The sequence below is a fragment of the Microbacterium sp. SORGH_AS_0505 genome (genome assembly GCF_030818715.1).
In the GTDB taxonomy this organism is placed as follows: domain Bacteria; phylum Actinomycetota; class Actinomycetes; order Actinomycetales; family Microbacteriaceae; genus Microbacterium.
Map to the genome: position 1 here is coordinate 603,155 of NZ_JAUTAT010000001.1, position 12,619 is coordinate 615,773.

Genomic DNA, 12,619 nt, shown 5'->3' on the forward strand with positions numbered 1-12,619 from the left:
TTCTCCTGTGTCGGAATTCTGTTCGTTGCCGGTACGGGTCAGATCTCGTCGATCGACGTCGACTCGAACCGGGTGGAGATGTTGATGCCGAGCTCTTCCGCAGCGCGGAAGGCCTCGTCGTCACTGTCACGCAGGTTCACCTCGGTGCCGTCGGCCGAGAGGACCTCGACGTTCAGGCAGAGGGACTGCATCTCCTTCATGAGGACCTTGAACGACTCCGGGATGCCGGGCTCCTGGATGTTCTCGCCCTTGACGATCGCTTCGTAGACCTTGACGCGGCCCACGATGTCGTCGGACTTGATCGTCAGCAGCTCCTGCAGCGCGTATGCGGCGCCGTAGGCCTCGAGCGCCCAGACCTCCATCTCACCGAAGCGCTGGCCACCGAACTGGGCCTTACCGCCGAGCGGCTGCTGGGTGATCATCGAGTAGGGGCCCGTCGAGCGTGCGTGGATCTTGTCGTCGACAAGGTGGTGCAGCTTCAGGATGTACATGTAACCGACCGAGATGCCGGCCGGGAACGGCTCACCCGAGCGGCCGTCGAACAGCTTCGCCTTGCCGGAGCTGTCGATCAGACGCTCTCCGTCGCGGGTCAGGTTCGTCGAGTCGAGGAGACCTGCGATCTCCTCCTCGAATGCGCCGTCGAACACCGGGGTGGCGACCTTCGTGCCGGGAGCGGCCTCGCGAGCCTGCTCGGGGAGCTTGGCAGCCCACTCCGGCGAACCGTCGACCTTCCAGCCCTGCTTGGCGACCCATCCGAGGTGGGTCTCGAGGACCTGGCCGAAGTTCATTCGACCGGGGATGCCGAGCGGGTTGAGCACCACGTCGACCGGGGTGCCGTCCGCGAGGAAGGGCATGTCCTCGACGGGGAGGATCTTCGCGATGACACCCTTGTTGCCGTGGCGGCCGGCGAGCTTGTCACCCGCGGTGATCTTGCGCTTCTGAGCGATGTAGACCACGACGCGGCGGTTGACGCCCGAGCCGAGCTCGTCGTCGCCGTCCTCGGCGTTGAACTCCTTGACGGCGATGATCGTGCCCTGCTCACCGTGGGGCACCTTCAGCGAGGTGTCGCGGACTTCGCGGCTCTTCTCGTTGAAGATCGCGCGGAGCAGGCGCTCCTCGGCCGAGAGCTCGGTCTCACCCTTGGGCGTGACCTTGCCGACGAGGATGTCGCCGGGGCGGACCTCGGCACCGATGCGGATGATGCCGCGCTCGTCGAGGTCCTTCAGCAGGTCGGGGCTGACGTTGGGGAGGTCACGGGTGATCTCCTCCTTGCCCAGCTTGGTGTCGCGAGCGTCGACCTCGTACTCCTCGATGTGGATCGAGGAGAGGGTGTCGTTCTTGACGAGCTCCTGGCTGAGGATGATGGCGTCCTCGAAGTTGTGACCCTCCCACGTCATGAACGCGACGAGGAGGTTCTTGCCGAGGGCGAGCTCGCCGTCCTCGGTGGCGGGACCGTCGGCGATGACCTCGCCGACCTCGACGCGCTCACCGGCCGAGACCACGACGCGCTGGTTGTACGACGTGCCCTGGTTGGAGCGGTCGAACTTGCGGAGGAAGTAGTCCTGCGTGCCACCCTCGTCGAGCTGGACGGTGACGACGTCCGCCGAGACCTCGGAGACGACACCGGCCTTCTGCGCGGTGATGACGTCACCCGCGTCGATGGCGGCGTAGCCCTCCATACCGGTACCGACGATCGGCGACTCGCTGCGCAGCAGCGGGACGGCCTGACGCTGCATGTTCGCACCCATGAGGGCGCGGTTCGCGTCGTCGTGCTCGAGGAAGGGGATGAGCGAGGTCGCGACCGACACCATCTGGCGCGGCGAGACATCCATGTAGCCGATCTCGTCGACCGGGAACAGGTCGACCTCGCCACCCTGGCCGCGGCGGGCCAGGATGCGGTCGTTGACGAACGTGCCGTCGGCGTTGAGCTCGACACCGGCCTGCGCCACGACGTAGTCGGCCTCTTCGGCCGCCGTGAGGTAGTCGATCTGGTCGGTGACCTTGTTGCCCACCACGCGGCGGTACGGCGTCTCGATGAAGCCGAACGCGTTGATGCGCGCGAACGATGCGAGCGAGCCGATCAGACCGATGTTCGGGCCTTCCGGCGTCTCGATCGGGCACATGCGGCCGTAGTGCGACGGGTGGACGTCACGGACCTCGACGCCGGCACGCTCACGCGAGAGACCACCGGGGCCGAGCGCCGAGAGGCGACGCTTGTGGGTCAGACCCGCGAGCGGGTTGTTCTGGTCCATGAACTGCGACAGCTGCGAGGTTCCGAAGAACTCCTTGATCGCGGCCACGACGGGGCGGACGTTGATCAGGGTCTGCGGCGTGATCGCCTCGATGTCCTGCGTGGTCATGCGCTCGCGGACGACGCGCTCCATGCGGGACAGACCGGTGCGGACCTGGTTCTGGATGAGCTCGCCGACGGCGCGGATGCGACGGTTGCCGAAGTTGTCGATGTCGTCGACGTCCAGGCGGATCTCCGCAGCCTTGCCGCCGCGGGTGCCGTCGTAGCTGACGTCGCCGCGGTGGAGGCGCACGAGGTACTTGATCGTCGCGACGATGTCCTCGACGGTCAGGACCGAGTCGCTCAGCTGCTTGTCGATGCCGAGCTTCTGGTTGATCTTGTACCGACCGACCTTGGCCAGGTCGTAGCGCTTCGGGTTGAAGTAGAAGTTGTCGAGCAGCGCGCGGGCGGCCTCGGCGGCGACCTGCTCGCCCGGACGGAGCTTGCGGTAGATGTCGCGGAGCGCGTCCTCCTTGGTGAGGATCGTGTCCTTCTCGAGGGTCTCCTCGATCGAGCTGAAGCCCGCGAACTCCTGCATGATGTCTTCGGTCGTCAGGCCGAGAGCCTTGAGGAAGACGGTGACCGACTGCTTGCGCTTGCGGTCGATGCGCACGCCCACCTGGTCGCGCTTGTCGATCTCGAACTCGAGCCACGCACCGCGGCTGGGGATGACGCGCGCCGAGACGATGTCCTTGTCGGACGTCTTGTCGGGGGTCTTGTCGAAGTAGACACCGGGCGAACGGACGAGCTGCGAGACGACGACGCGCTCGGTGCCGTTGATGATGAAGGTGCCTCGCGCGGTCTGGAGCGGGAAGTCGCCCATGAAGACCGTCTGCGTCTTGATCTCACCCGTGAGGTGGTTCATGAACTCGGCCTCGACGTAGAGCGGGGCGGCGTAGGTCTTGCCGCGCTCCTTGCACTCCTCGATGGAGTACTTCTCGGGCTCGAGGTAGGGGTTCGTGAACGAGAGCTGCATCGTCTCGCCCAGGTCCTCGATCGGCGAGATCTCCTCGAAGATCTCCTCGAGGCCGCTGATCTCGGGGACATCGGTGCGCCCGGCGGCCTGCGCCTCGGCGACGCGTGCCTTCCATGCCTCGTTGCCGACGAGCCAGTCGAACGACTCGGTCTGCAGCGCGAGGAGGTCAGGAACCTCCAGCGTGTCGGAGATCTTGGCGAACGAGAGGCGGGATGCTCCGCGGCCGTTCTTGATGGTGGTGGTGGAAGTTGCGTTGCGCGCAGCAGCCAAGGGAATTACCTCCGTGAGCCCGGGGAGGGCTGGTTTTCCTTGTCGTCAGGTGGAGTACTCCCGTCCACGCCTGCGGCGCGCGCCGACGGAGACCGCCGGGGGCGCAGGCACAAGCCGACCACCATATGAGGGCAAGTAGAGGGGAGCGCAACTACCCACTATAGGACGCGCGACGCGCCGTGTCCAGTCGGATCGTTGACGAGTTCGGCAGGCTGCGGTATAACTCGCGGGCGACCGTCAGACCCGCTGCCGCTCAGACCCACTGCCAGGTCACGAGGACCGACTGCGCGAGGGCGTCGCGCTCCGCCTGCGGCTTCTCGGCGTCCGAGGCGAACGTGACGATATAGGTCTGGCCGGCGTTGACGAGGTAGAACTGGTCGATCACGTAGGGGGTCCCGCCCTGGTCGACGCGTGCGGTGAGGTGCGCCGACTCCGAGCCGGCGGCCGTGACGCGGTCCAACGCCTGGACGTCCGACGCCCCGGCCTCTTCGAGCTGGGCGACCCCGGCCTCCTCGACCTGCTCGGAGGTCACCTCTCCCCCGGGGGAGACCAGGATGTTGACGTTGTCGCGGTAGCCGTCCTCGATGGTCAGGTCGGCGGCGAAGGTCGTCTCGTCGAAGCCTTCCGGTGCGCCGTCGGGGAACCCCCACCCGTCGGGGAGGGTGAGCGTGTACTGCTCTGCCGCGATGGTGTCGCCGGCGGCCGGGCTGAATTCGGCTCCCGTGTCGGGCGCCGGCGTCTCGACGGCCGAGGTCTCGGGAGCCTGCGCAGGGGCCGCGCACCCGGTCAGGGCCAGCCCGGTCAGGAGGACGAGGACGACGGAGGCACGACGGCGGGACATACCGTCAACGTACGCGGCGCGGTCGGTCACGGCCCGGGGCTTGCGCTCCGCAGCAGAAGATGCGAGCCCGGTCTCGCCTGCGCGAGCGCCGCCCGACCCGCAGCGGTGACGACGGCGATGACGGGGTATCCGCCGGTCACAGGGCCGTCCGGCCCGAGGATCACGGGACGCCCGTCCGGCGGGACCTGGACGGCGCCGGGCAGCATCCCCTCGCTCGGGAGCTCTCGGGCCGCGGCATCCGTGGTCCGTTCCAGCGGAGGACCGTCGAGCCGGATGCCGACGCGATCCGCTCTCGCGTCGACGACCCACCGGGTGGCCGGGAACGCCCGCCGCGCGGCGGGCGTGAACCAGTCGCCCCGGGGGCCGGCGGCGACCTCGACCACGAGCACGTCGGGCGGCGGTGTCCACGGCCAGGAGTCGACGGGCGGAACGGGATGCCGCGCGGCATCCGCCGTCGCGACGTCGTCGCCCGCGCGCAGCGGGTCCGGTCCGATACCCGCGAGCGTGTCGGTCGCGGCGGAGCCGAGCGCGGCGGGTGCGGCGACACCGCCACGAACGGCGAGGACGACGCGGACGCCGGCGCGAGCGGTCCCGATCGCGAGCTCGGTGCCGGCGGGCCACCGGACCGGGCGGTACGGGTCGACCTCGCGTCCCGCCACGTGGAGCGGCGCCCACGCCCCGGTCGCCGCGATCCACAGGTCGCGCCGCGCCGTCGCCCGGAAACCACCGAGGGTGATCTCGAGGCCCGCGGCACCGGGCGCGTTGCCGACGAGCCGGTTCGCCGCGCCGAACGCGGGCAGGTCCGCCGCGCCCGAGCGGGCGACGCCGTCGGCGAGACGTCCCGGGCGGCCGGCATCCTGCACCGTCGCGAGCGCGCCCGGATCGGTGACGGTGAACGCGGCAGACGCGGCCGGCGCGGCGGACGACGGGACGCGGACGATCGACTGCGCGGCAGCCCGGCGGAACCGCACCCTCGTACCCGGACGCAGCAACACGGGACGGCGCGCAGCGGGATCGAACAGGGTCGCGCCCGTCGTGCCGATGAGCTGCCACCCGCCCGGGGTCTCCCGGGGATACGCGCCGGAGAACCGGCCGGCGAGCGCGACCGCGCCCTGCGGCACGCGCGTCCGCGGCGTCGCACGGCGGGGCACATCGAGGTCCCAGTCGTCGCTCACGAGGTAGCCGAACCCCGGGGCGAAGCCCGTGAATGCGACCGTCCAGCGTGCCGCGAGGTGTCGCGCGACGAGCTGCTCCACCGACAGGCCGAGGAGGGATGCCGTCTCGGCGAGGTCCGCGCCGTCGTACACGACGGGGACCTCGACCTCCTCCGGTGCGGTCGCGGCCTCCGCCGGGACGCGGGGCGCTGCATCCGCCGCCGTGATCCAGGCGCGGGCCGCCGTCAGCGGCAGGACCGCGGGATCGACGTGGACGAGCACCGTGCGCGCTGCGGGAACGAGATCGACGACCCCCGCGGGGCGCGTCCCGGCCAGGCGGGCGTGCAGATCCAGGACGTCGGCGAGCGCGTCGACCTCGACGAGCAGGGCGCTGTCGCCGAACGGCAGGATCACCACGGGGCGCGCACCGCGATCCCCGCCGCGTCGAGCGCCGCGCGGACCGCCCGCGTCATGGCGACCGAGCCGGCGGTGTCGCCGTGAAGGCACAGGGATGCCGCATCCACCCGGATCGTCGAGCCGTCGACGGCGTCGACCCGCCCCTCCCGGACGAGGGTCACGGCGCGCTCCGCGACGAGGTCGGGGTCGTGCAGCAGAGCGCCCGGTTCCGTCCGCGGGACGAGCCCACCCGAAGGGAGGTAGCCACGGTCGAGGAAGGCCTCGACGAAGAAGGGGATGCCGCGACTCGCCGCGACCGCGGCGATCTCCCCCGGCATCCCGAGGAGGGGCACGGGTCTGCCGAGATCGGCGGAGACATCGGCGACGGCGTTCGCGACGGCGAGCGCGGTCTCGGGATCGGCCGTGACGGCGTGGTAGAGCGCGCCGTGCGGCTTCACGTAGCGGAGGTCGGCTCCGGCGCGGAGGAGCGCGGCGATCTGCTCCCGCACCTGGTCGCGCAGGAGAGTCGGCGCCACGGCGAGCGCGACGCGGCCGAACCCGGCGCGGTCCACGAAGGAGGGGTGGGCCCCCACGGCGACGCCCTGGGCCGTCGCGCGGCGGACGGCATCCGTCATCGAGGCGGCGTCACCCGCATGACCTCCGCAGGCCACGGACGCACTCGAGACCACCGCGAACATCGCCTCGTCGTCGGCGGTCGGCACACCGTCGACCGTCTCGCCGAGGTCCGCGTTCAGGTCGATCGACGCCATGAGGCCACGGTACCGGCGGGGAATGATGAACGGTGGAGGAAGGATCCGTCAAGCGCTGGTCGGCTCCGGACTCGGACCATAGCGTCGGGGATGTCGCCGGACGACCGGTCCGGCCGGAAGGAGAGCCGCTGTGGCGTACATCACCGTGGGGACCGAGAACTCGGCCGACGTCGACATCTTCTACACCGATCAGGGATCGGGCCAGCCCGTCGTGCTGATCCACGGATTCCCGCTGAACGGCGAGTCCTGGGGCAAGCAGCAGGCCGCCCTGCTCGACGCCGGCTACCGGGTCATCGCCTACGACCGGCGGGGATTCGGGGCATCCACCAAGACGGCCTCCGGCTCGGACTACGACACCTTCGCCGCCGACCTCCACGCGCTCGTCGAGGAGCTCGAGCTGACCGACGCCGTGCTCGTCGGGTTCTCGATGGGCACCGGCGAGATCGCCCGCTACCTGTCCCGCTACGGCGCCGACCGGATCGCGAAGGTCGCCTTCCTCGGCTCGCTCGAACCGTGGCTGCTGAAGACCGATGAGAACCCCGACGGCGCCGGTGACCAGGCGTTCTTCGACGGCACGGCGGCGGCCGTCGCCGAGGACCGGTACGCCTTCCTGACCGGCTTCTTCCAGGACTTCTACAACCTCGACGACTACCTCGGGAACCGCATCTCGCAGGAGGCTGTCGACGCGTCGGTCGCCGTCGCGAACCAGGCCGGCAACGCCGCGATCGCCGCCGCTCCCCTGACGTGGCCGACCGACTTCCGCGCCGACATCCCCGCCGTCACCGTGCCGGCGCTCATCGTGCACGGCACGGCCGACAACATCCTGCCGATCGACGCGACCGCGCGGAAGTTCCGCGAGCTGCTGCCCGAGGCGACCTACGTCGAGATCGAGGGCGCCCCGCACGGCCTGCTCTGGACGCACGGCGCCGAGGTCAACGACGCGCTGCTGGGGTTCCTGCAGGACTGACTCGCGTCGACCGGATGCCGGGGTTCAGCCGGCGACGATCGCCTCGGGGATGCGTGCGCGCATGACGGCGAGCGCGTCGGCGCTGTGGTCGACGAGCACGGCGTCGCGCCCGAGGGCGTCGGCGACCGCGCCCGTCGTCCCCGAGCCCGCGAACAGGTCGAGGATCCGGTCCCCCGGCCGGCTCGACGCCTGGACGATGCGACGCAGGATCCCCTCGGGCTTCTGCGTCGGGTAGCCGGTCTTCTCCCGCCCGGAAGTGGGAACGATCGTGTGCCACCAGACATCGGTCGGCAGCTTGCCGCGCGCCGCCTTCTCGGGCGTCACGAGACCGGGAGCCATGTACGGCTCTCGGTCCACGGCATCCGAGTCGAAGAAGTAGGCCGACGGATCCTTGACGTAGACGAGGATCGTGTCGTGCTTGCTCGGCCAGCGCTTGCGCGACTTCGCGCCGTAGTCGTACGCCCAGATCAGCTCGTTGAGGAAGCACTCGCGGCCGAAGACGGCGTCGAGCATGACCTTCGCGTAGTGCGCCTCGCGGTAGTCGAGATGCAGGTACAGCGTGCCGTCGTCCTGTAGCAGCCGCCACGCCTCGCGCAGCCGAGGCTCGAGGAAGCCCCAGTAGTCGTCGAACCGGTCGTCGTACAGCTTCAGCGCGCCGCGCGTGCGGGCGTAGGACGTGCCGCGGAACCCGCCCTTCACCGGGCCGGCCGGTGGCGTCGGGGCGTCGGGATCGGGCACGAGGTGTTCGGTATTCAGTCCCGCCGCTGCAAGCGCCGGGACGGGAAGTCGGGGATCCGCCGATGCGGGCGGTGTGGCACCCGCATCGGACTGAATACGGACCGCGGACTCGATCGCCCGCTCCTGCGTCCGGCCGGTGTTGAACGGCGGGTCGAGGTAGACGAGCGCGAACGAGGCGTCCGGCAGGCGCCGGGCGACCTCGAGGTTGTCGCCGAGATGGATCTCGACGGTCACGGGACGCGGCGCAGCCAGGCGTCCGTCGAGAACTTCGACTCGACGAGCGCCTCGGCCTCGGCGTACTCCTCCTCCGAGATCGATCCCGCCTTCGCGCCGTAGAGCGAGGTGAACGTCTCGATGAACCGTTCGATGATGTCGGCGCGGGCCATTCCGGTCTGGCTGCGGAGCGGATCGACGCGCTTCGCGGCAGACGCCGTGCCCCTTGTCGGAGAGCTTCTCTCGTCCGATGCGCAGGACTTCGGTCAGCACCTGGCCGTCCATGTCGTAGCTGAGCGTCGCGTGGTGCAGCACTCCCCCGTTGGCGAGTCGCTTCTGCGCGGCGCCGCCGATCTTGCCCTTCGACGAGGCGATGTCGTTGAGCGGCTGGTAGGTCGCGTCGATGCCGAGCGAGCGCAGCGCATGCAGCACCCAGTCGTCGAGGAAGGCGTAGGAGTCCGCGAACGTCATGCCCGAGACGAGGGATGCCGGCACGTACAGCGAATAGGTGACGATCGAGTTCGCGGCCATCATCATCGCGCCGCCGCCCGAGATCCGCCGGACGACCTGGAACCCGTGCTTCGCGGCACCCTCGGGGTCGACCTCGTTACGGTAGGACTGGAACGAGCCGATGACGACGGCGGACTCGTTCCACTCCCAGATGCGCAGGGTCGGGTTGCGTCGCCCGTCGCCGACGCGGGTGGTCAGCACCTCGTCGAGGGCGAGGTTCATCGCGGGCGAGACGGCCTTCTCGTGGACGACCTCCCACTCGAACTCCGCCCAGCCGGGCGCGACGATGAGCGCGCGGCGGACCGCGGTCCCGACGGCCTCGGGCGTGAACCCGAGCAGCTGCGCGCCCTCGGGGAGCGCCCCGCGGACGGCGGCGGCGATCGTCGCGACGTCGGCCTCGGTCGGGAGCCCGGTCACCGCCGCGTCGATGTCGGCGAGCGCGTCGTCGGGTTCGAGGAAGAAGTCGCCCGCGAGATGGAAGTCCGCGATGCGGCCGTCCTCCACCTCGAGGTCGACGACGACCAGCTTGCCGCCAGGGACCTTGTACTCGCCGTGCATGGTCCTATTCTCCCGTGTCCGCGGACGATGCGGCTGCGCTGTCGGACACGGATGCCGCATCCCGCCGCGCGATGCGGGCGCCCAGCCAGGCGAGCAGGTCGGCGCGCGCCTCCGGGGCGCAGTGCTCGTTGAAGATCTCGTGTCGCGCGTCGGGATAGACGAGGGTCGTCACGTCGGTGAGACCCGAGCGCGTGCGGTACGCGTCGGCGAGGCGATGGACGCTCCGGGGACCGCCGACCGGATCGTCTCGGCCGACCATGAGGAGCACCGGCACGTCGACGCCGAGGTCGCGGGCGGGCTTGCCGATCAGCCGCAGGGTATCGAGCGGACCGAAGAGCTTCGGCAGGGGGACGATGGTCGTCAGCGGGTCGTCGAGGAACGCGCGGCCGACCGCGGCATCCGTGGACAGCCATTCGACCCCTGTGGCGTCCGCCGCCGCCCACCGTTTGTTGAGGGGCGCCGCGTTGAGGTCGCCGGGCCACAGGAGGGACGACCCCGAGAGGATGACGGCGTCGTAGGCGCGTGGATCGGCGTTCAGCAGCTTCTGCGCGAGGAACGAGCCCCACGAATGACCGAGGAGCACGAGCGGCAGGCCGGGGTTCTCGTCGCGGATGATCCGCGTGAACTGCTGCAGCCCGGCGACGGTGGCGCGCAGGCCGCCGGGGCCGAGGCGTCCGAGGCGGGAATGGTCGCCGCCGTGCTGACGCAGGCCCGTGCGGCCGTGGCCGCGGTGGTCGTCGGCGTAGACGGTGAAGCCGTCGGCGGTCAGGGCGGTGATCACCCCGCCGTAGCGGCCGGCGTGCTCGCCGACGCCGTGGAGGAGTTGGACGACGCCGCGCGGGTCACCCTGCGCCGGGTGGACGTCGTAGACGATCGCGATGCCGTGTGCATCGATGAACTCGGGCATGGCTCGAATCCTAGGACGACGACGGGGGAGACGGATGCCCGACACCAAGCCGTTAGCCAGACTAATGAGTTAGGCTAATGAAAATGAGCAGCGCACCCGAGACCACGATCACGGACCTCGCGCTCGCGGCATCCGACTTCCGCATGGCGACCTTCCGCCTCGCGCGTCGCCTCCGGTCGCAGCGCGCCGTCGATACCATGAGCGACGGGCAGTTCGCCGTCCTGGCCGGCCTCAAGGTGCACGGACCCCACACGCTCGGCGAGCTCGCCGAGCGTGAGCGCGTCTCCGCCCCGTCGATGAATCGCACGGTGAACTGCCTCGAAGAGCTCGGCTACCTCAGCCGCACCCCCGACGAGAACGATCGCCGAAAAGTCGTCATCGACCTCACCGAATCCGGCCGCGACGTCGTCGTCGAGACGGTCCGTCGCCGCGACTCCTGGCTCGAGCACGCCTTCGAGGAGCTCAGCCCCTCCCAGCGCGAGACGCTCGCCGACGCCGCCGCGATCATGCAGGAGGTGGCCGGCCGATGAGCTCCGCCATGTTCCGCTCGTTCTCGGTGTTCAACTACCGGGTCTGGTTCATCGGCGCGCTCGTCTCGAACGTGGGCGCGTGGATGCAGGCGACCGCCCTCAGCTGGGTCGTCCTGACGCAGCTCACCGACAACGACGCGACCGCCATGGGCGTCACGATGGCGCTGCAGTTCGCGCCGCCGCTGCTCCTGGTGGGCGTCACCGGCCTGGTGGCAGACCGCTTCGATCGCCGCAAGCTCCTGTTCTTCACCCAGGGCTCGCTCATGCTGCTCGGGCTCATCATCGGCGTCCTGCTGCTCACCGGCAGCATGAACCTCTGGACGATGTACGCCTTCGCGTTCGCGCTCGGGATCGTGGCCGCGTTCGACAACCCGACTCGGCAGGCGTTCGTGTCCGACCTCGTCGCCCGCGAGAACGCCTCGAATGCGGTCGCCCTGAACGCGGCATCCTTCAACACCGCCCGCATGATCGGACCCGCCGTCGCGGGTCTCGTCATCGTCGCGGTCGGCACCGGCTGGGTGTTCCTCGTCAACGCACTGACGTTCCTCGCGATGCTCATCGCGCTGAGCCTCATCCGCTCCGCCGAGCTCGTCCCGCGCCCGAAGCTCCGGAGCGCGGCGCGCATGGCCGACGGCCTGCGCTACGTGGGGGGCAGGCCCGACCTCATCGTGACGTTCGTGATGGTGTTCCTCTTGGGCGCCTTCGGCATGAACTTCCCCATCCTCGCCTCGACCATGGCCCTCGAGTTCGGGCAGAACGCCGATGGGTACGGCGTGCTGAGCTCGATCCTCGCGATCGGGTCGCTCGCGGGCGCCCTCCTGGCGGCCCGGCGAGACCGTGCGCGCCTGCGGCTCGTGATCGGCGGGCTCGGCCTGTTCGCGGTCGCGTCGGTCCTTTCGGCCGCGATGCCCGTGTACATCGCCTATGCCGCGACCCTCATGCTCATCGGCTTCGCGACCGTCACGACGCTCACGACCGCGAACGGATACGTGCAGACGACGACCGAGCCCGCCCTGCGCGGACGCGTCCTCGCCCTGTACATGGCGATCCTCATGGGCGGGACGCCGTTCGGCGCCCCCATCGTGGGCTGGGCAGCCGACGCATTCGGCCCCCGCGCCGCGATCCTGCTCGGCGCGGCGGCGGCGCTCATCGCGTTCTGCGTCGGCGGCGGGTGGCTGCTCTTCTCCGGCCGCCTCCACCGTCACGAGACCCGCCGGTTCGCGATGACGATCGACGAGACCCGCCCCATCAGCGTCGTCGCGCCCGAGGAGTTCAGCGACGAAGTCGCCGCGACGACGCCGATCCGGCTCCCCGACGCGACCCCCGCGGCCGAGAAGGATGCCGCGGCTCGCCGAGGCTGACCGGGCCGGCTCCGTCGGGGACGCGATCGGCCGCGCGGGATCCGTTCGAGCGACGAGTCGCGTCCCCGGAGCGGTGACCGTCGTGTTCGAGCGACCTCACGTGCCGCGCACAGCGGATCGGGGCGACCATTGGCGCCC

General features: G+C 70.2%; 9 protein-coding genes and 1 pseudogene. 3 read left to right on the forward strand and 7 right to left on the reverse strand.

Features of this window, described 5'->3' with window-relative positions; genetic code table 11:
* Positions 1-38: 38 nt before the first annotated feature.
* The 4 genes from QE428_RS03015 to QE428_RS03030 form a co-directional block, all read right to left on the reverse strand.
* Complete coding sequence (locus tag QE428_RS03015; RefSeq protein ID WP_091356797.1) at positions 39-3,536, reverse strand: DNA-directed RNA polymerase subunit beta; 3,498 nt, start codon at positions 3,534-3,536, stop codon at positions 39-41.
* A gap of 253 nt (positions 3,537-3,789) precedes the next feature.
* Positions 3,790-4,377, reverse strand: coding sequence for a hypothetical protein (locus QE428_RS03020; RefSeq protein ID WP_307462869.1), 588 nt, complete (start codon positions 4,375-4,377; stop codon positions 3,790-3,792).
* Positions 4,378-4,403: 26 nt separating this feature from the next.
* Positions 4,404-5,948, reverse strand: a complete 1,545-nt coding sequence (locus tag QE428_RS03025) for a 5-oxoprolinase/urea amidolyase family protein (protein WP_307462872.1) — start codon at positions 5,946-5,948, stop codon at positions 4,404-4,406.
* Positions 5,942-6,697 carry a LamB/YcsF family protein gene (locus QE428_RS03030; protein WP_133399235.1) on the reverse strand — a complete coding sequence of 252 codons (756 nt, stop codon included), beginning with the start codon at positions 6,695-6,697 and terminating at the stop codon, positions 5,942-5,944. Before QE428_RS03030 ends, QE428_RS03025 begins: the two co-directional genes overlap by 7 nt.
* Positions 6,698-6,827: 130 nt before the next feature.
* Here QE428_RS03030 and QE428_RS03035 point away from each other — a divergent pair, with 130 nt between their 5' ends.
* Positions 6,828-7,664 carry an alpha/beta fold hydrolase gene (locus tag QE428_RS03035; RefSeq protein ID WP_091356807.1) on the forward strand — a complete coding sequence of 279 codons (837 nt, stop codon included), beginning with the start codon at positions 6,828-6,830 and terminating at the stop codon, positions 7,662-7,664.
* Between the two features lie 24 nt (positions 7,665-7,688).
* On the opposite strand, the gene QE428_RS03040 is transcribed toward QE428_RS03035, so the two are convergent.
* The 3 genes and pseudogenes from QE428_RS03040 to QE428_RS03050 form a co-directional block, all read right to left on the reverse strand.
* Positions 7,689-8,636: a site-specific DNA-methyltransferase gene (locus QE428_RS03040; protein ID WP_307462885.1), complete on the reverse strand. Its 948-nt coding sequence runs from the start codon at positions 8,634-8,636 to the stop codon at positions 7,689-7,691.
* Positions 8,633-9,683, reverse strand: a pseudogene (locus tag QE428_RS03045) (biotin/lipoate A/B protein ligase family protein). Before QE428_RS03045 ends, QE428_RS03040 begins: the two are co-directional and overlap by 4 nt.
* Before the next feature lie 4 nt (positions 9,684-9,687).
* Complete coding sequence (locus QE428_RS03050) at positions 9,688-10,590, reverse strand: alpha/beta fold hydrolase (protein ID WP_307462888.1); 903 nt, start codon at positions 10,588-10,590, stop codon at positions 9,688-9,690.
* Between the two features lie 83 nt (positions 10,591-10,673).
* Here QE428_RS03050 and QE428_RS03055 point away from each other — a divergent pair, with 83 nt between their 5' ends.
* Positions 10,674-11,120 (forward strand): MarR family winged helix-turn-helix transcriptional regulator, encoded by a 447-nt coding sequence (locus QE428_RS03055; protein WP_133399231.1) that lies wholly within the window; start codon positions 10,674-10,676, stop codon positions 11,118-11,120.
* Positions 11,117-12,481, forward strand: coding sequence for an MFS transporter (locus tag QE428_RS03060; RefSeq protein WP_307462893.1), 1,365 nt, complete (start codon positions 11,117-11,119; stop codon positions 12,479-12,481). Before QE428_RS03055 ends, QE428_RS03060 begins: the two co-directional genes overlap by 4 nt.
* Positions 12,482-12,619 lie beyond the last annotated feature (138 nt).

What these genes read in the sequence shown, in the direction of transcription:
- QE428_RS03020 (WP_307462869.1), bottom strand. Translation starts at nt 4,377, where the DNA reads ATGTCCCGCCGTCGTGCCTCCGTCGTCCTCGTCCTCCTGACCGGGCTG.
- QE428_RS03030 (WP_133399235.1), bottom strand. Translation starts at nt 6,697, where the DNA reads ATGGCGTCGATCGACCTGAACGCGGACCTCGGCGAGACGGTCGACGGT.
- QE428_RS03050 (WP_307462888.1), bottom strand. Translation starts at nt 10,590, where the DNA reads ATGCCCGAGTTCATCGATGCACACGGCATCGCGATCGTCTACGACGTC.
- QE428_RS03055 (WP_133399231.1), top strand. Translation starts at nt 10,674, where the DNA reads ATGAGCAGCGCACCCGAGACCACGATCACGGACCTCGCGCTCGCGGCA.
- QE428_RS03060 (WP_307462893.1), top strand. Translation starts at nt 11,117, where the DNA reads ATGAGCTCCGCCATGTTCCGCTCGTTCTCGGTGTTCAACTACCGGGTC.